Annotated in this window: 28 protein-coding genes, 1 pseudogene and 1 other annotated feature; of the genes and pseudogenes, 5 read left to right on the forward strand and 24 right to left on the reverse strand. The window is 45.6% G+C overall.

All coding sequences use genetic code 11. The features are described from left to right. Positions 1-205: 205 nt before the first annotated feature. A complete protein-coding gene (locus tag A8F94_RS05035) occupies positions 206-502 on the reverse strand; it encodes a post-transcriptional regulator (protein WP_066196490.1) in 297 nt (98 codons plus the stop codon). 270 nt (positions 503-772) lie between these two features. On the opposite strand from A8F94_RS05035, the gene spoVB reads away from it, so the two are divergent. Continuing rightward, complete coding sequence (spoVB, locus tag A8F94_RS05040) at positions 773-2335, forward strand: stage V sporulation protein B (RefSeq protein ID WP_066196493.1); 1563 nt, start codon at positions 773-775, stop codon at positions 2333-2335. Positions 2336-2374: 39 nt separating this feature from the next. Here the strand turns inward: spoVB and A8F94_RS05045 are convergent, their stop codons facing one another. Next, on the reverse strand, positions 2375-3037 hold the full coding sequence (locus A8F94_RS05045; protein WP_066196498.1) for a DUF421 domain-containing protein: 663 nt from the start codon (positions 3035-3037) through the stop codon (positions 2375-2377). Positions 3038-3197: 160 nt separating this feature from the next. Between A8F94_RS05045 and A8F94_RS05050 the strand changes: the two genes are divergently transcribed. Further along, complete coding sequence (locus tag A8F94_RS05050; protein WP_441294176.1) at positions 3198-3593, forward strand: TIGR04086 family membrane protein; 396 nt, start codon at positions 3198-3200, stop codon at positions 3591-3593. Between the two features lie 81 nt (positions 3594-3674). On the opposite strand, the gene yajC is transcribed toward A8F94_RS05050, so the two are convergent. The 6 genes from yajC to ruvA form a co-directional block, all read right to left on the reverse strand. Continuing rightward, positions 3675-3956, reverse strand: coding sequence for a preprotein translocase subunit YajC (yajC, locus tag A8F94_RS05055; RefSeq protein ID WP_066196501.1), 282 nt, complete (start codon positions 3954-3956; stop codon positions 3675-3677). A 29-nt stretch (positions 3957-3985) separates the two neighbouring features. Continuing rightward, entirely contained in the window at positions 3986-5125 is a 1140-nt protein-coding gene (gene tgt, locus A8F94_RS05060; protein ID WP_066196504.1) for a tRNA guanosine(34) transglycosylase Tgt, read from the reverse strand. A gap of 61 nt (positions 5126-5186) precedes the next feature. Next, the gene (gene queA, locus A8F94_RS05065; RefSeq protein ID WP_066196508.1) at positions 5187-6215 is read right to left on the reverse strand and encodes a tRNA preQ1(34) S-adenosylmethionine ribosyltransferase-isomerase QueA; all 1029 of its coding nucleotides are present in this window, start codon (positions 6213-6215) and stop codon (positions 5187-5189) included. Positions 6216-6256: 41 nt separating this feature from the next. After that, positions 6257-6463 carry a DUF2905 domain-containing protein gene (locus A8F94_RS05070; RefSeq protein WP_066196511.1) on the reverse strand — a complete coding sequence of 69 codons (207 nt, stop codon included), beginning with the start codon at positions 6461-6463 and terminating at the stop codon, positions 6257-6259. Beyond that, the gene (gene ruvB, locus A8F94_RS05075) at positions 6460-7461 is read right to left on the reverse strand and encodes a Holliday junction branch migration DNA helicase RuvB (protein ID WP_066196515.1); all 1002 of its coding nucleotides are present in this window, start codon (positions 7459-7461) and stop codon (positions 6460-6462) included. The genes A8F94_RS05070 and ruvB overlap by 4 nt, the downstream gene beginning before the upstream one ends. A gap of 11 nt (positions 7462-7472) precedes the next feature. Beyond that, the gene (gene ruvA, locus A8F94_RS05080) at positions 7473-8081 is read right to left on the reverse strand and encodes a Holliday junction branch migration protein RuvA (RefSeq protein WP_066196518.1); all 609 of its coding nucleotides are present in this window, start codon (positions 8079-8081) and stop codon (positions 7473-7475) included. A 134-nt stretch (positions 8082-8215) separates the two neighbouring features. On the opposite strand from ruvA, the gene A8F94_RS05085 reads away from it, so the two are divergent. Further along, positions 8216-8719, forward strand: a complete 504-nt coding sequence (locus A8F94_RS05085) for an endonuclease (RefSeq protein ID WP_066196521.1) — start codon at positions 8216-8218, stop codon at positions 8717-8719. A gap of 86 nt (positions 8720-8805) precedes the next feature. Here the strand turns inward: A8F94_RS05085 and A8F94_RS05090 are convergent, their stop codons facing one another. The 3 genes and pseudogenes from A8F94_RS05090 to safA all read right to left on the reverse strand — a co-directional run. Next, positions 8806-9324, reverse strand: coding sequence for a BofC C-terminal domain-containing protein (locus A8F94_RS05090; RefSeq protein ID WP_066196523.1), 519 nt, complete (start codon positions 9322-9324; stop codon positions 8806-8808). 148 nt (positions 9325-9472) lie between these two features. Next, on the reverse strand, positions 9473-10456 hold the full coding sequence (locus A8F94_RS05095; RefSeq protein WP_066196526.1) for a phosphotransferase: 984 nt from the start codon (positions 10454-10456) through the stop codon (positions 9473-9475). 2292 nt (positions 10457-12748) lie between these two features. Further along, positions 12749-12902 (reverse strand): annotated as a pseudogene (gene safA / locus A8F94_RS26640) (SafA/ExsA family spore coat assembly protein); the annotation flags it as partial. A gap of 389 nt (positions 12903-13291) precedes the next feature. On the opposite strand from safA, the gene A8F94_RS25630 reads away from it, so the two are divergent. Together A8F94_RS25630 and A8F94_RS05105 are read left to right on the forward strand one after the other, a co-directional pair. After that, positions 13292-13498: a hypothetical protein gene (locus A8F94_RS25630; RefSeq protein ID WP_175384317.1), complete on the forward strand. Its 207-nt coding sequence runs from the start codon at positions 13292-13294 to the stop codon at positions 13496-13498. Positions 13499-13552: 54 nt separating this feature from the next. Next, positions 13553-14095 (forward strand): transcription repressor NadR, encoded by a 543-nt coding sequence (locus tag A8F94_RS05105; RefSeq protein ID WP_066196532.1) that lies wholly within the window; start codon positions 13553-13555, stop codon positions 14093-14095. A 47-nt stretch (positions 14096-14142) separates the two neighbouring features. Here the strand turns inward: A8F94_RS05105 and A8F94_RS05110 are convergent, their stop codons facing one another. From A8F94_RS05110 to mreC, 13 genes are all read right to left on the reverse strand, one after another. Next, positions 14143-14598 carry an ACT domain-containing protein gene (locus A8F94_RS05110; RefSeq protein WP_066196534.1) on the reverse strand — a complete coding sequence of 152 codons (456 nt, stop codon included), beginning with the start codon at positions 14596-14598 and terminating at the stop codon, positions 14143-14145. Positions 14599-14619: 21 nt separating this feature from the next. Further along, positions 14620-15912 carry a GTPase ObgE gene (gene obgE, locus A8F94_RS05115; RefSeq protein ID WP_066196536.1) on the reverse strand — a complete coding sequence of 431 codons (1293 nt, stop codon included), beginning with the start codon at positions 15910-15912 and terminating at the stop codon, positions 14620-14622. 126 nt (positions 15913-16038) lie between these two features. Further along, positions 16039-16572, reverse strand: a complete 534-nt coding sequence (locus tag A8F94_RS05120; RefSeq protein WP_066196538.1) for a Spo0B C-terminal domain-containing protein — start codon at positions 16570-16572, stop codon at positions 16039-16041. A 169-nt stretch (positions 16573-16741) separates the two neighbouring features. Further along, positions 16742-17035 (reverse strand): 50S ribosomal protein L27, encoded by a 294-nt coding sequence (gene rpmA, locus A8F94_RS05125; protein ID WP_048825756.1) that lies wholly within the window; start codon positions 17033-17035, stop codon positions 16742-16744. Continuing rightward, positions 17036-17377, reverse strand: a complete 342-nt coding sequence (locus A8F94_RS05130; RefSeq protein WP_066196541.1) for a ribosomal-processing cysteine protease Prp — start codon at positions 17375-17377, stop codon at positions 17036-17038. It abuts the gene before it with no gap. A gap of 11 nt (positions 17378-17388) precedes the next feature. After that, positions 17389-17697 (reverse strand): 50S ribosomal protein L21, encoded by a 309-nt coding sequence (rplU, locus tag A8F94_RS05135; RefSeq protein WP_066196545.1) that lies wholly within the window; start codon positions 17695-17697, stop codon positions 17389-17391. A 14-nt stretch (positions 17698-17711) separates the two neighbouring features. Next, positions 17712-17791: a sequence feature (ribosomal protein L21 leader region), on the reverse strand. Positions 17792-17840: 49 nt separating this feature from the next. Next, a complete protein-coding gene (locus A8F94_RS05140) occupies positions 17841-19304 on the reverse strand; it encodes an Rne/Rng family ribonuclease (protein ID WP_066196548.1) in 1464 nt (487 codons plus the stop codon). A gap of 88 nt (positions 19305-19392) precedes the next feature. Further along, positions 19393-20262 (reverse strand): M50 family metallopeptidase, encoded by an 870-nt coding sequence (locus A8F94_RS05145; protein ID WP_066196551.1) that lies wholly within the window; start codon positions 20260-20262, stop codon positions 19393-19395. Continuing rightward, positions 20255-21034 carry a M23 family metallopeptidase gene (locus A8F94_RS05150; protein ID WP_066196554.1) on the reverse strand — a complete coding sequence of 260 codons (780 nt, stop codon included), beginning with the start codon at positions 21032-21034 and terminating at the stop codon, positions 20255-20257. The genes A8F94_RS05145 and A8F94_RS05150 overlap by 8 nt, the downstream gene beginning before the upstream one ends. A 354-nt stretch (positions 21035-21388) precedes the next feature. After that, a complete protein-coding gene (gene minD / locus A8F94_RS05155; RefSeq protein ID WP_066196557.1) occupies positions 21389-22195 on the reverse strand; it encodes a septum site-determining protein MinD in 807 nt (268 codons plus the stop codon). 1 nt (position 22196) lies between these two features. Beyond that, positions 22197-22877, reverse strand: coding sequence for a septum site-determining protein MinC (minC, locus tag A8F94_RS05160; protein ID WP_066197282.1), 681 nt, complete (start codon positions 22875-22877; stop codon positions 22197-22199). Positions 22878-22977: 100 nt separating this feature from the next. Continuing rightward, entirely contained in the window at positions 22978-23493 is a 516-nt protein-coding gene (gene mreD, locus A8F94_RS05165; RefSeq protein WP_066196562.1) for a rod shape-determining protein MreD, read from the reverse strand. Next, positions 23490-24371, reverse strand: coding sequence for a rod shape-determining protein MreC (mreC, locus tag A8F94_RS05170; RefSeq protein WP_066196564.1), 882 nt, complete (start codon positions 24369-24371; stop codon positions 23490-23492). The genes mreD and mreC overlap by 4 nt, the downstream gene beginning before the upstream one ends. Positions 24372-24392 lie beyond the last annotated feature (21 nt).

A 24392-nucleotide genomic window follows, 5' to 3' on the forward strand; every position in this document is an offset into this window, starting at 1 on the left:
CCTGGCAAAACTAACCTGTAAATACATAGAATCATTATGATTTATCATGGGTAGCCTGTCAATTCAACGTAGATGACTTTTTTGGTGAAAATCGGACAATTACTAAAACTTACCAAATATAGTACGGCTCTGCAGCTTACCTGCAGAGCCACTACAAACTTTCCCGCACTCTAATGTGATTTCTCGCATCTATTAATCTTGAAAATTACTTTAAGAGCTCCTTCCATTCTTCCTCATTATCAAGGGAAAAAGGAGACTCTTTGTATGTTTCCATTGTGGCATAACTGATAAAATCACTTATCTTTACTGTCAGGACGTCCTGGACAAGCTCATGAAGAAGTTTTTCTCCTTTATCCTTTTTCCATTTTTTCTTAATAAGATAGCCCCATAGTGCTTCTTCACTGATCGAATCATTGCCAAGAAGCCGGAATTCCTCAAGCTTGCTTTCAAGGACTGGAAAAAGTTTATCCCGGTATTGGTCGTAAATATGCCCGTACTCCATTAAGATCCTCCTGAAACAGTTAGTCTTTTTGTGTGGAAAAGCGGCAGAGCTTCACTAAATCGTTCAGCTCAAATTAAATATTTCTGAAAGTGCGCGATTCGGCCCCGCCTCATCGCCTTTGCTTGTTTCTGATGATACAGTCCCTTCCCATGAATGGATTCGGAATTTAAACTCAGATAGTTTTCTGGCATGCTCTATGTCTGTTTGTCCACCCCGGTGCATATAGTTAATTGTATATTATATCCACTATTTTGAGAAGGTGGGAAACGAATGTCGAAGTTTTTAAAAGGGACAGCCATCCTGCTTTTGGCAGGATTTATTACTAGAATGCTAGGTTTTATTAACCGGATCGCAATTGCCCGTTTTATTGGTGAAGAAGGGGTTGGCCTTTATATGATGGCTTACCCGACGCTCGTTTTGGTCATCACCATTACCCAGTTTGGCCTGCCAGTCGCCATATCAAAAAATATTGCCGAAGCGGAAGCCCGCGGGGAATATGGAAAAATTAAAAAGATCCTGGTTGTTTCCCTTGCAACAACACTTACGTTATCGGCCATTTTTACACCTGCAATGATTTTATTTGCTCCATGGCTGGCGGAAACGCTTTTCACTGACAACAGAACGTATTACCCATTAATCGCGATAGCACCTGTGGTTCCAATTATTGCAGTTTCCTCTGTTCTGCGCGGCTATTTTCAGGGCCGACAAACGATGAAACCGTCCGCCTATTCACAAATTCTCGAACAGACCTTCAGGATTGCCTTGATTGCCATCATGACGAAAACATTCATGCCGTACGGGGTAGAATATGCCGCTGCAGGCGCCATGCTTTCAGCAGTCATTGGGGAGCTTGTTTCTCTCATTTATTTAGTGACTGCATTTAAATTAAAGAAAAAATTCAGGCTTCGTACTGACTTCTACAAGTTTGTTAAAACAGGAAAGCAGCCTTTTAAGGAGCTGATGAGCGTGGCTGTCCCAACGATGGGCAGCAGGCTGATTGGCTCTGTTTCATGGTTCTTTGAGCCGATTGTTGTCTCGTTCAGTCTTGGGATGGCAGGCGTTGCAACCTCGCTGGCAACAAAACAATATGGGGCATTAACCGGTTTTGCGATGCCCCTGCTTTTGCTTCCTTCTTTTATTACCTATTCATTGGCAACCTCGCTTGTCCCGGCAATTAGCGAAGCAAATTCAAAGAATGATGGAAAGCTGATTGAACATCGCCTCCAGCAAGCGCTGCGCTTTTCAATTTTAACTGGCGGAATATCGGTTGCCGTTCTTTATGTACTAGCCGACCCGTTAATGACATTGATGTATGGGTCGGCAAATGGGGCCGTCTTCATCAGGCTCATGGCACCATTCTTTTTATTTTATTATTATCAGGGGCCGCTGCAGGCTGCACTGCAGGCTTTGAATCTCGCCAGGGCAGCAATGATTAACAGCTTGATTGGGGCAGTCATTAAAACAGCAGTTATCTTCCTTCTTGCCTCACAACCGGCCTTTGGAATCAATGGTGTCGCGCTTGGATTGATGACAGGGACTGTCCTGGTTACACTGCTGCATTTTGCTACAGTACTTAAACGAATTTCATTCTCTTTTTATATTATGGACTATTTAAAAATTTTTTTGGCAATTGGAGTTTCAGGCTATACAGGGTATGTCATTTATACTGGACTATCGCTGGAACTTTCCATACTCTACAAAGTGTTAATATCTATTATCTGTATGGGAAGCATTTATTCACTGCTAGTGTTATTCCTAAAATTAATCCGTCCTGAAGAGCTTAGAAGGATTCCCTTTATTGGTACTTTCCTTTCCAGGCTTTCACCGCGTTAAAAAAAGCTGACTTTCCGATTTAAGGGGGTCAGCTTTTTTTTATGAATCCTTTTCATCCACATATAGCTTCCCCCGATCATAACTGCAAAAAGAAATTTTGCCTATCTCCATTCCACCTTTTCTTTTAAGCTCATCTAAAAGCCAATCCTTTGTTTTCTTAATCCTTTTCAGATTTTCTTCCTGAACATTTCCATCTATGATCAGGGGCATGGTAATGTCGCCCTGTGAATGATCCCGCTTTGCGTTTCCTTTGGGCTCTTTTTTAAAAACAGATAACTTTCCGGTTGTCTCAAGGATTGCGAATTCAACATCGGAAATATTTCGGATATCCTTCTCCCTCAACTGGACAAGAAGATCATCAAAATTATAGCGCTGCTTTTTCATTGCCTTTTCATCAATTTTTCCTTTGTTAATGATGATTGTTGGCCTGCCATCAATTAAATCCCGGAACCATTTGCTTTTTAAAGAAACATATGCAAAAACAATCTGGATTCCGACCAGCCCCATCATCGGGATAATCGAATGAAAGATCGAATCATTTGTATTTTCGATTGCCATTGAAGCAATTTCCGCAAGCATAATAAAAACGACCAAATCGAGGACACTAAGTTCGCCGATTTCCCTTTTCCCCATCAGCCTGAAGGTTACCAGAATGAGGAGGTACAATAATAGGGTCCGAAACAATATTTCCCAATGCTCCACTTGTTAGCACCTCCGAGGTTTGAACATGTTTAGTTTTCGCATTTCCAATCCATTCAGTAAGGTACTTATTGCCAAGTTTCTTTTAATTGGTACTTCTAATCCTTCTTGTATTGAATATGCTTGTACTAGGCAACGATTGTCTTAGCAAGGAAGGGAGAGGGTGAAAATCGAAACAAGAAGTATGGGGAGAGGGATTTTATACGGGCTGGTATTCATTTTTGCTTTTGCGCTCATCAGCTCACTTGTCTTTTCGTTGTTGTTAAGGTTTACATCGTTAAAGGAAGTTTCGCTTGAATATATCATAACAGCCATGTCCTTTATCGGCTTGTTTGGCGGGGGCTTCCTATCGGGAGGGAAAGTGGGAGAAAAGGGCTGGATGCTTGGCGGATTGACTGGGCTCTTGTATTCATTTATCATTTTCCTGTTTCAATATCTGGGCCATGACAAATTATTTGATGTTGAGCAAATTGTGTATCATGTCTGCTATATCCTCATTTCGATGATGGGCGGCATCCTGGGTGTCAATCTGGCGGGGCCAAAGCGGACGGCAATCTAGCAATAAAAGCGCACACGTAGGCGCTGGAACTAGAGGCTAATAGGAAAAAGGCACTCCCTAGGGAATGCCTTTTTATGTTGTTTAACTGCTTGCAGAATCTGTTGAAACTACATCGCGGATAGCCGCACGGTCGTATGTAAGACGGCTGCCATCGCCACAGCGAATAACTACCTTGTCCTCATCCAGTGAATCGACAAAGCCATGAAGGCCGCCGATTGTAACAACGCGGTCACCTTTTTTAAGGTCGCTTTGCATTTGTTGGACTGCCTTTTGGCGTTTTTGCTGCGGGCGGATTAACAGAAAATAAAACAGGACAAACATCAGGATTAATGGTCCCAATGTACCTAGTAAATTCCCTTCCATCGAATTCCCTCCTTTCAAACCAATCTATATCAGAAATTTTTTGCATCCGGCTTATTGAACCCGTAACGCTCAAAAAATTCTTCTCTGAAGTCCCCCAGACGATCTTCTCGAATAGCCTGTCTGACTTGCTCCATTAATTCTAACAGAAAATGTAGATTATGATAAGTTGTAAGCCGAATTCCGAATGTTTCATCACAGCGAATTAAGTGGCGGATGTAAGCCCGGCTGTAATTCCGGCATGTATAGCAGCTGCAATTTTCATCAAGCGGCCCAAAATCACGGGCATATTTGGCATTCTTGACGACAAGCCTTCCGTTGCTTGTCATTAGAGTTCCATTACGCGCAATCCTTGTTGGAAGGACACAGTCGAACATATCAATGCCGCGGATTGCCCCGTCAATCAAGGAATCCGGTGAGCCGACACCCATTAAGTATCTTGGTTTGTTGGCCGGTAAAAGAGGAGTCGTAAACTCGAGGACGCGATTCATAACATCCTTCGGCTCACCCACTGATAAGCCCCCTACAGCATATCCTGGGAAGTCAAGGCTTGTAAGGTCACTGGCGCTTTGTTTACGCAGATGTTCAAATTCGCCGCCCTGGATAATCCCGAAAAGTCCCTGATCCTCCGGCCGCTTGTGGGCAGTCAGGCAGCGTTCCGCCCATCGTGATGTCCGTTCAACAGATTTTTTCATATACTCCTCTGTTGCCGGATATGGCGGGCATTCATCAAACGCCATCATAATATCCGATCCCAGCGCATTTTGGATTTCCATAGCCCCCTCTGGAGAGAGGAACAGCTTGTCTCCGTTGAGGTGATTCCGGAAATGAACCCCTTCTTCCTCAATTTTCCGAAATTCGCTCAAACTAAACACCTGAAAGCCGCCTGAATCGGTAAGAATGGGTCTGTCCCAATTCATAAACTTATGGAGCCCGCCTGCTTCGCGAATAATCTCATGCCCTGGACGAAGCCAAAGATGATACGTATTGCTGAGGATAATTTTTGCGCCCATTTCCTTTAGTTCCTCCGGCGACATTGTCTTTACTGTCGCAAGCGTCCCCACTGGCATGAACATTGGTGTTTCGAAGCTGCCGTGCGGGGTATGGACTCTCCCAAGTCTCGCTCCGGTTTGTTTACATGTGTGAATTAATTCATAACGTATTGCTGTCAAAGCAACGTACTCCTTCCATTTGAAGAAATGTGCATGTTTGCACTAAAAGCAGAGATTATCTCTATACAATAAGCATTGCATCGCCAAAGCTAAAGAATCGATACCGTTCTTTTACAGCGGTTTCGTAGGCGTGAAGAACGTTTTCCCTGCCGGCTAGCGCACTGACAAGCATGATTAGTGTTGATTTTGGCAGATGGAAGTTCGTAACCATTCCATCAATTGCTTTAAATTGATAACCCGGGTAAATAAATATATCCGTCCACCCGCTGTCGGCAGCAAAGCTGCCATTGTTGGCTGTAGCAACGGTTTCGAGCGTCCGGGTCGAAGTTGTCCCGACAGTAATGATTCTCCCGCCGTTTTCCCTCGTCTCATTCAGGATTTTCGCTGTTTCTTCGGGAACGATATAAAATTCGGAATGCATATCGTGTTCAGCGATATCCTCGACACTTACCGGCCTGAACGTACCAAGGCCTACATGAAGCGTAATAAAAGCGATCCTTACGCCTATAGCCTTAATTTCCCCAAGCAGCTCCTCAGTAAAATGGAGCCCTGCGGTCGGCGCTGCAGCCGATCCCCTTTCCTTTGCGTAAACAGTTTGGTAACGATCCTTGTCGTCCAGCTGTTCTTTTATATAAGGAGGAAGCGGCATTTCGCCAAGCGATTCAAGGAGTTCGTAGAAGATTCCCTCATACTTGAACTCGAGAATTCTTCCGCCATGGTCGGCTTCAGCTGTGCAAACTGCAGTCAGTACACCATCGCCAAATACAATTTCGGTTCCTTCCTTTACCCGTTTTGCCGGTTTTACAAGCGTTTCCCACTTGTCGCCGTCAAGCTGTTTAAGGAGCAGGATTTCAATCTTTGCCCCAGTATCCTTCTTTGCGCCGTACAGCCTGGCAGGTAGAACCTTTGTATCGTTCAATACGAGGCAATCGCCTTTTCTCAAGTATTCTTTTATAGCTTTGAATTTTTCATGCTGTATTCTGCCTGTTTGCTTGTCCAGCACCATCAATCGGCTATCGGCGCGATCAAGAAGCGGTGTCTGGGCAATCAATTCCTCAGGCAGGTGAAAATCAAATATATCTACTTTCATTCGTTTGCACCCTACCTATAGTAACGTTCATTTTTAGTGCGTTATTTGAACCTGCCGATTACAAATAATATTAATGACAGGACAATACTGATAACAATTGATGTGACAACAGGAAAATAAAAGGTTGTATTGCCCTTTTTTATAAAAATATCTCCCGGAAGCTTCCCAAGATTAAAAACAGGCATCAGCAGGCCGATGAGAAAAATAATAGCTCCTATCGCCATCAGCATTTTTGACAAACCCGTCATTTTTTAGGCACCTCCATATGAAAATGGCGATAAACAAGGTCTGTGACAATCCTTCCTCTGGGGGTACGCTGGAGGAAGCCTATCTGCAGTAAGTAAGGCTCGTATACGTCTTCAATCGTATTCGCCTCCTCGCCGATCGAGGCTGCTATCGTTTCAAGGCCAACCGGGCCTCCCCGGAATTTTTCAATAATGCCGGTTAAAAGCTTATGGTCAATATGGTCTAGGCCCAGCTTATCAACTTGAAGGAGCTCGAGCGCCTCAGTTGCCGCCATATCATTAATTTCTCCATTCCCGCGTACCTGGGCGAAATCCCTTACCCTCCGTAACAGCCTGTTTGCAATCCTCGGGGTTCCTCTTGACCGCCTGGCAATTTCCGAGGCAGCAGTCGGGCTGATTACTGTATCCAGGATGGCTGCCGTCCGTTCGACAATTTCCTTTAGCTGTTCTTCCCTATAATACTCGAGCCGTGCCAAAACTCCAAATCGATCCCTTAATGGCGCCGATATCGCTCCAGCTCGGGTTGTCGCACCAACCAATGTGAACGGAGGAAGATCAATTCGTACCGACCTTGCTTCCGGACCTTTTCCGATGACAATGTCGAGACAGAAATCTTCCATTGCCGGATAAAGAACTTCCTCAATCGCTCTTGGTAAACGGTGAATTTCATCGATGAACAATACATCGCCCGGTTCAAGTGAAGCCAATATGGCAGCAAGATCGCCAGGCCTTTCAATTGCCGGTCCCGCGGTCGTCCGTAAATTCACGCCCATCTCATTTGCAATGATAGCCGCAAGCGTCGTTTTCCCGAGCCCGGGAGGACCGTATAAAAGCACATGGTCCAGTGTCTCGCGCCTCATCCTCGCAGCGCTTATGAAAACCTCAAGATTGTCCTTAACCTTATCCTGCCCAATATATTGCCTAAGAGTCTGAGGTCTGAGACTGGTTTCAAAGATGATTTCCTGCTTATCCGCCTCGCTTGAAATAACTCGTTCTTCCACTCTCGATCACCTTACTTTATAAGCCGCTGCAGGGCTTTTTTAATATATTGGTCCGTCGACAAGTCTTCTTTTCGAAGTTCTTTAGTCGCCTTGTTTACTTCTTTTTCTGTATACCCCAATGCCCGTAATGCAAGAATCGCTTCATCCAGCTGGCTGTTTCCTGCAATTGGGACGAAACCTGCTTCCTGATTGAAAAGATCCGGAAACAACTCAGGGGTAATAGATTTAAGCTTACCTTTTAAATCAAGAATCATTTGCCGCGCTGTCTTCTTTCCTACTCCTGGGAATTTAACTAGAAACGCTTCGTCCTCCTGCTCAATGGCATGGACGACCTGTTCAGGCTGCCCGTATGCGAGAATCGCCAGGGCCCCTTTTGGCCCTATTCCTGAAACACTTAAAAGCTTTGTAAAAAGTGTTTTTTCCACCCGCTTTGAAAATCCGTAAAGCGCCATCACATCTTCCCTAACGTAATGGTACGTATATACTGTCACTTCACTTCCTATTTTTCCGGAATAGGCAAATGGATTCGGTGTGGAAATCTGCCAGCCAATCCCGGCATTTTCAACTACTATGTATTCAGGACCAACAAAGTCCAAATTCCCTTTTATAAAATCGAACACTTTTTCCTCTCCTCTTCCTTGCTGTACTCCATTCTACCATACTATTTAAGTTTATTTGAAAAAACTATTGCAAAATGGGCCTCTGATTCCTTATAATGAGAAAGGTCTTAATTTTCAGATTGGGGGAAAATGGAATGAAGAAATTAATGGCATTTCTGGCAGTTTTCACACTAGCATTTGTTATTGTCGGCTGCTCAGAAAAAGAAGATAAAGCCGCTAGCGAAAAAGAAAGCACCGAGCTAACTGACCAAGCAAAAGGAAAAATGTACAATGCGGTCCGGTTAGGTGAAAACAAAGTAGATACTGTATACGCGCATGATGCTGCTGAGGACGGAACTCCTGTCCTGAATGCAACATTTGCTGATGAAGCAGCAGCTGAAACCTTCCTGACAAAGTATTACAGTGAAGATGTTGCAAAGCAAATCACTACACACTACTCAACTGGCCAAAAAACAGATAAAGGCCAAATCATTGTTAAGGAAGAACCTTTCTTCTCAAAGTCCATTACTGAGACAACTCAAGACGACGTAACAATTGAAGGCGACGCAAAGAAAGGCACTGTCAAAACAAAAGACGGCGTTACATACACTGTTGAACAAAAAGATAACAGTTATGTAGTGACAAAGGTTGAACAATAAAACCGAAAATTAAGAAGCCAGGCACATTTGCCTGGCTTTTTGATTTTTATAAATTGAGGTCCTGTGGTCGCATGCGTTTCAGCAGATTAATGGCTTTCGCAGGATGAATAAGGCACATAGCTTTCAAGAACTTCTACATAGCGGTCCTTGGTGAGGATCGGGATGCCTTCTTTAAGTTCTTCGTGTCGTTTACTTTCAAGTTTTTTTACATCAATTTGAAAAAATGACTGGATGATTTGGGAGTACGGTGGCCTCCCGTTAAAAATCGCCAGCACCCCTCCCTGTCCCAATCCAAAGTAGCCATTGGACTTTAAGAGTGGAGAAATATCTTCTTCCCGTTTCCTTAATGTAACAGAATGTTTGCTTATATCAATCGTTGCCCAATTTTCATATTTTGACCAGAAATCCTCCCATGAGGTAACGGTTTCAATTAGATGTTCCTGGCTTATCTCACCATCGAGATACTGCTTTTCAAGTGTCACTTTCAGACGAAGAGGCTCCTGAATCGCTTTTTCATCTGCAAATGCCCTCATTTCCGGACAAATGATCCCGCCAAACAGAAGAATTAGAAATGCAGCCACAAATAATACTGTTTTCCGCGTCATATTGCCCACCTCTTCCTGTCGTATTTTTAATCCGTTCTTATCATTTCCCTTTATTGCCTAATTATCCTTTTTAGGAGTAATTGAGGTTCGTTATGTTTGTAGTTATTTTTTTCAATGCAAAAAGCAACGCTTTTCAGCGTCGCTCATTTTATACTCCCAGTTTTCCCATTACATCCCTTACAAAATTCCTTCGGGCTTGATACTGATGAACTGTTTGATTTATTACTTGTTGCAGTTTCCAGTCCAAAACAGGTCCTTTCAATGTTCGATTCCATTCCCTTAAAATATCAGTTGGATAAATTAAACCAAATAAAAAACTTTTATCGTTCATATACCTCGACACTTGTTTATACATCGAAAGGTGCTGCAATGACCACCCAATGAACGGAAGGATTCGGTTAGCATATTGCAGGTAATCGACCGCAGGGGCACCTATACCGATTAGATCAAAATCAATGAGATAGATCTTCCCGGTCTTTGCTCGAATAAAATTATGATGGGCTACATCTCCATGTAATATAGCAGACTTTTCAACTTGAAGGGCACCACGGAAACTATTCATTCCTTGAAGCCCCACCTTTGCCCACTCAATACATTCCTCCACCATTGCGTGGCCGAGAAACTGTTTCACATCACTTTTGTTGGCTATAAACCGATCCAGCCGCTCCTCCCACTTATCCACAAGATAGTCAGGCTGAATTGAAGTATAAAAATCACTTTTAACCCTTTGAGTAATCCGATGGAATCTTTTGAGGATTTTCAAGCCACTGACCCGATCGGTTTCTTCGTAATAAGTAAAGGGATGGTGATGCGGTTCAATATATTCCATTCGGCCGTAGTAATGACCATCCAGAAACAGCGGCTCTTTACTGTCATCTAAAAGATAGGAACAGGTTTCTTGGAATCCTTCCTTTTTTAATCTATCCGTAAATGCTGTCAATAGCTTCAATTTTACATCAGTTGAATATCCTTTAAGAATATACTCTCGTTCCGAGGTTTTAACATACAGAACTCTGGGACGGATTTTTTGTAGTTTAACAATTGGTGCAGTCTCTTGTTTTTTCAAACAAGAGAGGAGACGATTCAAAAAATCCTCGTCCCCTGGTTGGTTATGATTAATCTTCGCTCTCATCAATGTATCCATGTTGGCCAGGGCTTAGCGGGCCAATTCCATATGGATTCAAAAGTGGCGGCTGTGAGAAAGGCATAGGTGGGGCAAATATTCTTGGAACGCCCGGGATAAAGTCATTTTCCCGCATCTCTCCCTGTCCGCCCATGTTTGCCTGGCCAGTTTGACTTGTCTCTGGCATTTGTTGTTCACCGTAGGGTGGCTGGCCGCCATACATTGGGAGCTGCTGACCCCCGAATTGCGGCTGGCCCCCCATCATCGGATATTGCTGACCATCGAATTGAGGTTGGCCTCCCATCATTGGGTTTTGTTGACCTTCATATAACGGTTGGCTGCTCATTCCTGGGTATGGCTGTCCTCCGTATTGCGGTTCACCGCCCATCATTGGGTATGGCTGTCCTCCGTATTGCGGTAGGCCGCCCATTCCTGCGTATGGCTGGCCTCCGTATTCCGGTTGGCCGCCCATTCCTGCGTATGGCTGGCCTCCGTATTGCGGTAGGCCGCCCATTCCTGCGTATGGCTGGCCTCCGTATTGCGGTTGACCGCCCATCATTGCATATGGCTGGCCTCCGTATTGCGGTTGACCGCCCATCATTGGGTATGGCTGGCCTCCGTATCCCGGTTGGCCACCCATCATTGGATATGGCTGGCCTCCGTATTGCGGTTGACCGCCCATCATTGGGTATGGCTGTCCTCCGTATGGTGGCTGGCTTCCCATCAATGGAGATTCCTCGCCTCCGTATGGCAGCTGGCCGCCCATTGCGTATGGCTGTCCTCCGTATAACGGCTGGCTTCCCATCATTGGAGATTCCTTACCTCCAAATGCCTGTTGGCTGCCCATTACTGGATATGGCTGTCCTCCGTATAACGGCTGGCTTCCCATCATTGGAGATTCCTCGCCTTCGTATGGCAGCTGGCCGCCAATTCCTGCATATGGCTGTCCTCCATATAACGGCTGGCTTCCCATCATTGGAGATTCCTGAACTCCATATGGCAGTTGGCCGCCAATTCCTGCGTATGGCTGTCCTTCGTATAACGGCTGGCTTCCCATCATTGGAGATTCCTGGACTCCGTATGGGAGCTGGCTGCCCATTCCTGCGTATGGCTGTCCTCCGTATAATGGTTGACTTCCCATCATTGTAGATTCCTGAACTCCATATGGCAGCTGGCTGCCCATTACTGGATATGGCTGTCCTCCGTATTGCGGCTGGCTATAATCTGGAATAACTCCACCAAAGGTTGGTTGTTGAGTATATCCAAAACCTGGGTATTGCCCCATTCCGAGTGATGACGATGAAGAAGATTCTTCCTCGTAATGGACACCTGCAACACCCTGAGGATACGTCTGATACATTTGTCCAGCTACTTCAGGATATGGAGGGCATATTGGCTCAGGCGCACATACTGGTTCAGGCATGTAAATCGGTTCAGGCATGCAGATTGGTTCCGGCATGCAGATCGGTTCAGGCGGATATGGCACAGGACAAGGTGTGCATACTCCCGGCATCACTGGGGTGACATAATAGCAATACTCCTCAACAGGCGGCGGGCAATATTCTTCTACGACTGGTGGCTGCGGCTGGACTAGTGGAGGTGTTGGGACAGGTGGAGGAATTGGCACTTCCTTTTTTGGAGGAAGCGGCATTTCTTTTATTGGCGCAATCGGTACTTCTTTCTTAGGTGGAAGCGGCATTTCCTTTATTGGCGCAATTGGTACTTCTTTCTTAGGTGGAAGTGGCACTTCTTTTATTGGCGCAATCGGTACTTCTTTTTTGGGTGGGAGCGGCACTTCCTTTATTGGCGCAATCGGTACTTCTTTTTTGGGTGGGAGCGGCACTTCCTTTATTGGCGCAATCGGTACTTCTTTCTTGGGTGGAAGTGGCACTTCCTTTATTGGCGCAATGGGTACTTCTTTTTTAGGTGGGAGAGGTACTTCCTTTTTAGTCGGTATGACAGGTACAGGCTTTAATGGCACTTCTTTTTTTGGAGGAAGTGGTGCCTCCTTGATTGGCTTGACCGGTATTTCCTTTACAGATAGATTGCTCATGTTCATCATGAAGTAATTGTCAACGTCCATCCCTTGCATTTCCTGCGGGGCCTTTGGCTGATAAGGCGTGACTGGCATTTCCTCCGTGATTGGTTCCGCTGGGACCGGAACATCCGGTGTTTCGTCCTGTGATAATGTCTTAAGGTTTGAAAAGGGATGCTCAGCAGTCGGGGCTTCCTTGACGACCCCGTAATTTATGGATGCTCCCTGGTTTGACCCGCTTGTTGGCGCTTGTTTTTTTATTGTTCCGCCTGGGGTCGGGACCTTTATTTTCATACCGGGCATAATCATATCAGGATTGCTGAGCTGCGAATTCATTTTCTTCAGCTCTTCAAAATTCACGCCGTACTTCTTGGCGATCTTCCAAAGAGTATCCCCTTTCTGTACGATATGGATTCTCACTCTGATTTCCCTCCTATGGCATAAGTCCATATAGTGTATGTTGGTGTGGGCAAAATGCTAACAATCTACATAAAAAGTTATGCAATCTTTGAAATCGATATGATAAGAGGGCAAAAATGTTACTAGTTGACGATGGTGATTTGACGGAACATTCTGCACTTATAGAATTAATTTGAAAACCGCTGAATTATCTTTAAAACTGTTCGAATTAATTCTAAAATCGCTGATTTATTTTTAAATGATGTAAAAAAGACGGATGCCAGGCATCCGTCCTATGCGTGCTGAAGCATGCGGTTCAAAGCCAGTTTGGCATTCCTGGCAATGTCTTCGCTCACCTTTTTGAGATTGTGTACAACTGGTTCTTCCATCGTTTCAAGGCACCATAACCAATGCGGGAGGCCAATCCGGTTCATTGTTCCGGGATGCTAAGCCCTTCAAAAACAATGCAGGCAATCGGGATAGATGGCAAGCCGGCTAAAGAATTTATCAGAATATCTTTCGGTACCTCGACCAGTAAGGAAGGTGTAAGAAAACTGGCTGATTCGCTTGTGGAATTAAGCCGCAATTTTTTTCAGGTTGCTTTGAATGAAGGATAATGAATAGTTGTTATGTTAAAATATAGATTACCATCCTACCGGGAGTGTTGATTTATGGGTGAACAAAAGAAATTGCTCGGGGAAGAGCGGAGAGCGATTATCCTGTCGCTTCTAAAGGAAAGCAGCGAGCCAATCACCGGAAGTGATTTGGCAGCTCGTGCGAATGTCAGCAGGCAAATCATTGTTGGGGACATTACTCTCCTGAAAGCAAAAAATGAACCAATCATTGCGACAAGCCAAGGGTATTTGTATTTAAAACAAAATGCCCAATCGCCGGTATATGAAAAAACAGTAGCCTGCTTCCATCCTCCTGAAAAAACAGAACAGGAACTTCTTGCGATTGTGGATGAAGGGGTAACCATTAAGGATGTGAAAATTGAACATCCTGTCTATGGAGACTTAACAGCATCCATCATGGTTTCCAATCGGCCAGAAGTCGCGAATTTTATGAAAAAAATAAGAGAAACAAACGCTTCATTTCTTTCCGAGTTGACTGGCGGCTATCATTTACATACATTGACCGCAAATTCAAAGGAAGCGCTTGAAAGGGCAGAACAAACGCTGCAAAAATCCGGCTTCCTCATTCCAAATGCCTAACCAACAAAAAGCCTGTTTCCATAATTTTGGAAACAGGCTTTTTAAACTTATGCTCCGGTCCCTAGAATTTCTACACGCTCAACAAATTCTAGGTCCCGAAGGCTATCAAGCAATACTTCAACATCCATCTTAATTTCCCTTATATTAAGGGAAAGCGTAACGACAGCCATGCCTTGAAGAGGGATGGACTGGTTGATTGACAAGACGTTACAGCCGGCATTCGCGACCATTCCAAGCAGTTGTGAAAGAGTGCCGGAGCGATCTTCCAGATGAAAAACCATCGTAACAAGACGATCCTTTACAATTTGCGAAAATGGATAGACCGTATCCTTGTATTTGTAAAACGCACTCCGGCTCAGGTCAACCTTTCGGACGGCATCCCCAACATTTTCGGCTTTGCCCCGCTCAAGCAATTCCTTCGCTTCAATGGTCTTCTTCATCGCTTCCGGCAATACATCTTCCCTTATCAGATAAAATTTCTTGTCTGCTTTGTTATATCTCACACCAACCACCCCACTCAGCCATTACTCAATAAATTCAAATTCAAATTCAAGCAGTCTGACGATGTCCCCATCCTGGGCGCCACGTTCCCTAAGCGCATCATCCACGCCCATTCCACGAAGCTGACGGGCGAAGCGGCGTACCGATTCGTCCCGGGAAAAGTCAGTCATCTTGAACAATCTCTCTATACTGTCGCCTGAAATGACATAGGCGCCATCCGGGTCTCTTGTGATCTTGAATTGTTCCGGTTCCTTCTCATGCTTATAGACAACCCTGTTTACACTGTTGTCCTCAAGTACTTCCTCATGGATTGGGAACTCCGGTGTTTCGGCAATTTTATCGGCAATCGCAAACAGCAAATCCCTTAGTCCCTGTCTTGTAACCGCAGAGATTGGGAAGATCGGATAATCCTCCTGAAGCTGTTCCTTGAATTTTTTCAGGTTTTCTTCTGCTTCCGGCATGTCCATTTTGTTTGCAACGATGACTTGAGGACGCTCAGTCAGCCTCAGGTTGTATTGCTGAAGCTCCTGGTTGATTTTTGTATAATCCTCAAATGGATCCCGGCCTTCGGTAGCTGCCATGTCAATGACATGGACAATAACCCGTGTCCGCTCGATATGGCGGAGGAATTGGTGGCCAAGCCCGACACCCTGATGGGCGCCTTCAATCAACCCTGGCAGGTCGGCCATAACAAAACTTCGGCCGTCTTCTGTTTCAACAACACCCAGATTTGGGACAATTGTTGTAAAATGGTATTCGGCAATTTTCGGCTTAGCTGAGGAGACAACTGAAAGAAGCGTGGATTTCCCAACGCTTGGAAAACCGACAAGCCCGCAATCTGCAAGGAGCTTCAATTCGAGGATAACGTTCCTCTCCTGCCCTGGCTCGCCTTTTTCGGAAAGCTCGGGGGCTGGATTTTGAGGAGTCGCAAATCGTGAATTGCCTCGTCCGCCTCGCCCGCCCTTGGCAATGATTGCCGTTTGGCCATGCTCTACAAGGTCGGCAAGGATTGCATTCGTCTCTTCATCATAGACGACAGTACCCGGTGGAACCTTGACGATCATATCTTTGGCACCCCGTCCATGCTGGTTTTTCGACATTCCGTGCTCACCACGGTCTGCCTTAAAATGCCGCTTATAGCGGAAATCCATCAATGTGCTGAGGCCTTCCTCTACTTCGAAGACTACATTGGCTCCCTTGCCGCCGTCGCCGCCGGCAGGTCCTCCATTTGGAACATATTTTTCACGGCGGAACGCGACCATACCATCGCCGCCGTCACCGCCTTTTACATACACCTTCACCTGATCAACAAACATTTTTCAAAATCCTCCCGTCTGTCTAGAAAAGCAGTAGTGCCGGTTTGGTTACTGCAGGCTGTCATGATTGACTTTCGCCCATTACCTTGTATCGCTTTCCTCAAAGACCAACACGGCGGGTATCCATCAGCAGAACGGCACCAATACCTCAAAGTCAAGCTCCCGATCGGAGAGCTTCCCGAGGGTAATGTTTAAGCCGCTGCCTTTTTGCAGAAAGTCGCCTAGCAGCTTTGTCTCTTTTATTATTCCGCTAAAATCAAAATTGAAACTTATCCCATTCTCTGCTAAATCGATGCATATTGACAGGCTGTTCTCCTGGAACGGTTCCACAGCTTGATCAAGTGTGGAAAAGAGCCCGTCCAACCAATTTGTCATCATTTTTTCTTCAACAGACTGCACCTGATGCTCACATAGGACCTCATATTCCAGCTGAAAATGGTGTCCTTCCCAATTGGCCCTTAGCAGCTGAGAGGCGAGCCCGGGTATTTTCAGATTCGAAAGCTTTGATTCCTGCTGTGTGTCAATTATGATTTTATCAATAACAGCTTTTGCACAATCAATTCGGTCCAAATCAAGATTCCCTTTTATCAGCTGCAGCCTGTTGAGCCAGTCGTGGCGGGAATACCTGAGAACTTCAACAAGATCCCAATTCTTTTCCATAAATTACTCCTTATGCCTGATGCTCATTTGCTCATAGTATAACAAAAAAAGCGGATTCCGTAAGCAAATTTGGTATTATCGGAAAATTGTGGTGGATTATGTAATCAGAACAATTCCAGGCAAAAAGAAAACTCCAGCCATGGAGGCTAGAGTTTTCGGTTAGTTAAACTTAAGCTTCTTGAGCTGCTGGGTATACGCTCACTTTTTTGCGGTCACGGCCCATGCGTTCGAACTTAACAACGCCGTCAACTTTTGCAAAAAGAGTGTCGTCTCCACCGCGGCCTACGTTTTCACCTGGATAGATCTTTGTACCGCGTTGACGGTAAAGGATCGAACCACCAGTTACGAACTGGCCATCCGCACGCTTCGCGCCAAGGCGCTTCGCAATGGAATCACGGCCGTTCTTTGTAGAACCTACTCCCTTTTTGGAAGCAAACAATTGAAGATCCAATTTCAATAACATTTATTCCACCTCCTGTTTTTTGAAGGTAATCCGTATGTGCTGTCCGTACTCTTCCTCAATTGTCCTCAATGAGACGAGCATGCCCTCAAGAAGAACCTGGATAGTCTTTTGCTCCTGCGCCGGAAGGTTTTCCGGAACCACACAGCGGAGCAAACCTTCACCATGTTCAAGCTCGGGTGTGACGCCTGTGATTTCGTGGATGGCATTGATTGCACCGACAGCGACAGCAGATACGCCTGCACAGACGATATCCTTGCCCCGCTGGGCAAAAAATGCGTGTCCAGAAATCGAAAACGATTGGATTGAGCCGGTTTCGTTTCGGAAAATTAGTGCGTCTATCATCCAATCACGCCTTACGCGTTGATTTTGCCGATTACAACTTTAGTGTATGGCTGTCGATGACCTTGCTTTTTACGATAGTTTTTCTTCGCTTTGTACTTGAATACTGTGATTTTTTTCGCACGGCCCTGCTTTTCAACAGTAGCTGTAACAGTTGCGCCTTCAACAACCGGGCTGCCAACTTTCACATCTTCACCGCCAACGAAAAGAACTTTGTCAAAAGTAACAGTTTCGCCTGCTTCTGCGTTCAGCTTCTCGATGTAGATGGCTTGGCCTTCTTCTACACGGATTTGCTTACCGCCAGTTTCGATAATTGCGTACATGAACTTGCACCTCCTCATAGTCTAAGACTCGCCAACCCAGGCGTTTTGCACGGTGCAAAAGCTTAAGACCTGTTCTGAGCGGTTGTAGCACGGGTGCGCTACAAACATAACATGAAAATACTATCACATATACGCGTTCAGTGTCAACCTAAATTCCGGGCTTTCTCTTTCAATTCATTCATCGGACCGAACTGAAGAATTTTATAATAATGAAGCGGGGAATCCTTACCGATAAACACGATTTCCAATCCCAGCGACTGCTGGATCCGCTTCAGATGGATATCGCCTTCTCCGGCAAATACCGACTTTACCTCATGGGTCGCCTCGACGAGGACCGCCTCTTCAAGAGTGCCCCGGTATTCCCACAATTCCCGTTCAAGCCTGAACGCTACTGTTTCCGGGCTAACCACCCTGCCTGTCCCTTCACATGCAGGGCATTTCACCGTCAGTTTTTCCGCCAATGACTCTCCTACCCGCTTTCTGGTAATCTCGAGGATCCCGAGCGACGTAAATCCTGCCACCCTCGTCCTGCGCCAATCCTTTTTCAGTTCAGCCTCCATTCTCTTCTCAACCTGTTGCCGGTCGGCTTCGGATTTCATTTCAATAAAATCGATCAAGATGGTGCCGGCAAGGTCTCGAAGCCTGATCTGATTTGCAATCTCAACCGCAGCAAGCAGGTTTGTTTTCAATACGGTTTCCTGGAGGTTGTTTTTCCCGGAGAACTTACCGGTATTCACATCTATGGCTATCAGTGTTTCTGTTTCCTCAAAAAGCAAATAGGCGCCGTTCTCCAGCCATACAACCCTTCGGAGCAGCTTATCCAATTCCTTATCAGCCCCTTGAGAATCAAATAGATTCACTTTGCCGGAATAGTAGGAATATGTATGGCCAGGGGAATAGGTTTTCAATTTTTCAATGAGTCCAAGATCATCGGCAATCACTTCAGCTTCCTCAATTGATTCGAGAAGCTCCTGGACCTTTTCAAGGAATTGTTCTTTATACGATAGCAGGCCAGGATTCTTTAGTGAGACAGCCTTTTGTAAAAGCTCTCCCGCTTCCTGGCGAAGGCTTCCCAGTTCAGCCAGCAGTTCTTCGTCCAGGACATTTTCGGATGAGGTCCTGAAAAGAACGCCTTCAGAATCGATTAGTGCTTCCCGCCCGAGGTTCCTGATATGTTCACGCCGTTCCGGGGAAGACATCTTTTTTGAGACAGCCACTTGCTTTCCCTGCGGCATGTATACAAGGTGTTTGCCCGGAAATTCAAGGATGCCGGTTACCTTCGCTCCTTTATTTCCAACCGGATCCTTTTCCACCTGGACAAGCAGGCGCTCACCCTGGCTGACATAGGAAGAAATGCTTTTCTTTGATTCGCCAGACTGAATGTACGAGGCTAGTGAATCACGATGGAGAAATGCGTTCTTTCCCGTCCCGATATCGACAAATGCAGCATTCATCCCTGGCAGCACCTTTGTAACAAAACCGAAAAAAATGCTTCCTTCACTGGATTGGTTTCCCTCTCGGCTTATTTCAATCCTTAGCAATTTTCCATCTTTTATGAGAGCGGCCCGTTTTTCACGCGTGCCATAATTTATAAGTAATCGATTCATGTTGAAACCCCGCTTTTTTCATTCTTTTATTATTATAACGCAAAAAAAGGCATTCACCATGCAAAGCCGGTGAACGCCTCTTGAGCATTTAATATATAAAGATTATATCACCGATTTTTCCTGAGATCCGATGCTCGGAAAAACACGCATGAAGAACTTCATTTTCATCCAGAATCGCTTTTTCGCCATTGTTGTTATCAATCAAGATTGAATGTTTGAAGCCGCGCCGAAATTTCGCAAGCACTTCTACGATCGGCTCTCCTTCATCGGCTTTTATCATCCTTAAACCAGAGAGCCCGCTGTCCTTTTTCCCATAATAACGCTCGAGCAAAAAGCGCATAAACACATAATGGCGCTGTTTCCATTCAAAAAACAGCGTGAAATAGAGAAAGCCGGCGATAATCCAGCTATTCAAATGAAGCGGGGCAATCGCCACAATTGCGAGGGTGAAGGCGATTAGAACGATGAACGAAGCAATCAGCGTCCACCGGTGTGCTTCGGGAAAAGGCTTCAATAAGGATAAGCCAAGAAAAACGAGCTTCCCTCCGTCAAGCGGCCACACCGGAAGCAGATTAAAGAATAGAATCATTAAGTTATAGGAAATAAATAATTCATAGGCACCATCCGGTACTACTCCATACGTGTACAAGAGATATGCTGCTGCCATCATCCAAAGGTGCTGAATCGGCCCCGCCAGAATCACAATTGCTTCTTCCTTTAACGGGCGGTTCCCGTGCTCATCCATCTCCGCCACCCCGCCAAAAGGAAGGAATGATATCCGCTTGATTCGCCAAGAAAATGACGCGGCAGCCAGCGCATGGCCCATTTCATGAATGAAAATAATCAGAAGCAGCATACAAAGTTCTTGGAAGTGGGCGGTTAGGACTGCCAGGGCTGCTGCGAGCCATAACAGGGGATGGATATGGACAAGCCTCAGCAAGGAAGCGGCTTTATTCAAAGGAAATCACCTGGATTGGATCAATAAAACCTTCTTTCTTTTTGATCGCAAAATAAAATTCCCCTTTTGTTTCATCAGCACCTGGCCCAACCTGGCCAATTTCCTTAGCCTTTCCAACATGGTCATAAAGCCCGACAGAAATTTTATCAAGGTTGCCATACCATGATTCGCTCTTGTCGCCATGCTGAATCACAACGGTTTTTCCAAGCCCCTCTTTGGTTGAGGCAAATATAACGAGACCCTCGTCAATTGCTTCAACAGGTGCATCCTTTTCAGTTTCAATCATGATGCCCTGGCCGTTTTTTGCGAAATTCTCAAGGATTTTACCGGACGCCGGCAAGGCAAGGTCAGACTGAACCGGCTTTTTTTCCTTTGGGTCCGGAAGCAGGGCAAGCGGCTTCCCAAATTTATCTTCATACCACTTACTGACTGTGGCAAACTGAAAATCCTCCGTGAACCCCTTCAGGACTACCTCCTTGACCGGCTCCACCGTCGGGGACTGGCTCCGGAACATAATCGCAATAACAAGAAACAACACGGCTGCAGCCAGTAATTTAAAGAAAAAAACTTCCTTCTTGAACAGCGGATGCCCGCCTTCGTCCGGACCGCTTTCATAGGAAATCATTTCATTAAACCCGTATTTCTCATCTTCCTGGAGCCAGCCAGGTACCGGTGTTTTCACTGTCTTATCCGGTCTCCTGTTGCTTGTCCGGCCCCGTTCCTTCTTCCGCTTGGCAATCCGCCTGCGAATTTCCTCCTTGCTTGGTTGCATATCTCCACCAGCCTTTTAAACACGTTTTTGTACAAGTCTATGAAGGAGTTGTCCGGTGTATGCTACTCAATGGAGGAGAGACAGTAAAAGGTTGGGCACATTGTGGATTTCTTTTGTTCGAACTATAGTTTTAATCTTTTTATGTGTCGAAAGTATGGATAAGGGCGATATACTCTTCGTTCAGGGTGATAAAAGTGTGGTTGAGGGATAAAAAAAGTTCATTCAAGGTGATAAAAGTGTGGCAACGGGCGATAAAATATTCAGCATGGCTGAAAGAGACGTTCAGTGGCGAAATCCTTAACAAAAACAAACCCTCCCGTCTACATGAACGGAAGGGTTTGCTTATCTAGCAATCTATGATTTTACGCCAAAGAACCGCTTGATTTTTGAAAAAACACCATGGTTGTTGTCCTCGAGCTGCTGAAGCGGAACCGATTCGCCGAGAATCCTGCGCGCGATGTTGCGATAAGCGATTGATGCTTTGCTATTTGGATTCATTGCAATCGGCTCGCCGTAATGCGAGGCCTTGATGACTTCATCATCATCGGCGACAATTCCAAGCAATTCAATCGACAGATGGTAGGTGATTTCCTCGACATCCATCGTTTCACCGTTTTTCATCATTTGCGGCCGGATTCGGTTGATAATCAATTTTGGCGACTCAATGTTTTCTTCTTTTTCAAGGAGGCCAATAATCCTGTCTGCATCACGGACAGCCGACTTCTCCGGAGTGGTGACGACAACAGCCTTGTCGGCACCAGCGATGGCGTTCCTATAGCCATGCTCGATTCCGGCGGGGCAGTCGATGATAATATAATCAAAATCCTGCTTCAACTGCTCGACAAGAGTCTTTACCTGCTCTGGAGTAACAGCTGTCTTATCCTCTGTCTGAGCGGCAGGCAGCAAAAACAGAAGCCCGTCAAAGCGTTTATCTTTAACAAGCGCCTGATGCATTTTGCAGCGGCCCTGGGCCACGTCGACCAGATCATAAATGATCCTATTTTCAAGCCCCATGACAACGTCAAGATTCCTAAGGCCAATATCGGTATCAACCAGACAGACCTTTTTCCCCTGCAGGGCCAGGGCAGTACCTAAATTAGCGGAAGTCGTCGTCTTGCCGACGCCGCCCTTCCCGGATGTAATTACGATTGCTTCCCCCATATTAACGCCCTCCTTCTAATCTAGTTAATCCAGGCCTTAAACTTGCCAATGACTGAAGCCTGCCAAGTGTAATTTCGTTCTCCTCATCTATGTACGCGCATTCCATATCCCGCAAATTGTCATTGCCAGCCTTACCCTGCAAGGTAAGCACGTTCTGGCTGATTCTTAGCTGGGATGGCATCATCGCGGAAGCGGCAATTACTGCCTGTGTATCGCCATAACAGCCTGCGTGGGCAACCCCCTTAAGGATTCCCATGATAAAAATATTGCCCCCAGCCATGACAACCGCGCCCGGATTGACATCGCCTATCAGTACCAGGTCTCCTGGCACTTCAAGAACCTGCCCGGAACGGATCATCTTTGCCACTGTCGTAACAGCTGACTTTTCTGCCTGCTCTTTCGCTTCCTGCCTGGAAATGACTTCGGATTCAATTGTTTCAACAACAAGATGCTTTTTTCTCCTGATAAGCTCTTTCAGCTCTTCCTGCTGGCCGGCTGTTAAATAACGGTTTCCGGCATTCACCCTCACCGGGAGAAGCTGGCTGTCCCCGCTGCTATTCTTATGACTTGAAAGCTTGCTCTCCAAGTCTTTCTTTAGTTCTTCATACGAGCAAAGGTCGTCCAGGAACAGCGTGATGCCGTCTTTCGTCCCTTTAATCGTCACATGCTGCCGTTTGCTCACGCCTACTTTCACCCCGATCATCTAACACCCAGCCTTCCCTGGTTCTCCAGGTTACAGGCTGCCTTCTATACAATTCGACATACAGTGCCAAAAATCCTTTTTATAGGCCTTCATCCTGTGCCAATTTTTCAAAAAAGCGCCTTAATGGATAAAAGGCCACCGCCAGGAAAAGAAGGTTCAGGACAATGACCGGAAGAAGGCGCACTTCAGCAAAAGCCGAAAACGGCATTTCTGTAATGCCGATAAAATGATTCAATTTATAAATCACGATTTCAAGCGCCGATATGCCGGCAAGAATCGCCACAATCACAACAAGCGCATTGGCATGGAACACCTTCATCAGCCTTGAAACAAATGCTATGGTCAATGGAAAAAGAAATAAATAGACTCCGATAATTTCAGTGTACACCATATCAAATAAAAGCCCGAACGCAAACCCATAAATAATCGCCTGCTTTTGCTTCCCGTACACCGCAAACAGCATCAGTACCGCAATCAGAAATCTGGGGACAAGAATCCACTTATCCATGAAGGTTTCCGAAGGCAAAAGCAGGACAAAGATACTTTCGATTGTAAAGAATAGAAACAATAAAAGAGGAAGGAAGATACGCCTCACAACTCTTCCTCCTTGTCATCCACCATTTCAGAAGCCATTGGCTTGTCCATAAGCCGCTTGATTACCATAACTTCACTAATATCATAGAAGTTTGCTCCAGGCTTCACATAGGCAATCTGATTCAGCCCGTACTGATCCGGCTCGACATCCTCGATTTTCCCTACCAGAAGCCCTTTAGGAAACACACCGCCTAACCCGGATGTCACGACAGTCTGGCCCTTTTTCACTTTAACATCATGAGGAATCTTTTTTACCTGAAGAAGCTTTCTTTCCTCATCGTAGCCTTCAACGAAACCGTAGATAGCCTCGTCACCCTGGGTAACGACCGATATCCGGTTTTTTGGATCCATCGCGCTCAACAGCTGGACGGTTGACGAGAAGTCATTGACACTTTTAACCTTTCCAATCAATCCTTCAGCAGTGGTCACGGCCATATTCTTTTCGATGCCGTCAGAAGATCCTTTATTAATGATAATCAGTTCATTCCAGCGGTCAGGATTTCGGCCGATAATGGTGGCCTGAATGATATCCGACTTGCTGAGAGATTCGGTTTTATCGAGGGTTTTCCGGAGCTCTTCATTCTCTTTTTTTAATTGATAGACTTCGGATTCTAGCCGGGCAACATCTACTACTCTAGATTTAAGCTTTTTATTTTCATTGTATGTATCCTGAAGGTCTGAGACATTTTCAAAAAAGTCCGCAACGTACTGGACCGGTGTTGAGACAAGCGACTGAAGCCAGCCGGAGGAGTCCTTGACGAACTGCTCCGGCCACGTCAGCCTGTCGCGCTCCCTTAATGAAAATCCAATCAATGCTACCAGGATAATAACCGTTACAAGCAAAATAATGAGGCGTTTGTTAAAAAAAGATTGTGGCATTAGTTACACCTCGTTTTTAAT

Origin of the sequence: Bacillus sp. FJAT-27225 (assembly GCF_001685025.1) — a bacterium.
Taxonomy (GTDB): domain Bacteria; phylum Bacillota; class Bacilli; order Bacillales; family Cytobacillaceae; genus Bacillus_D.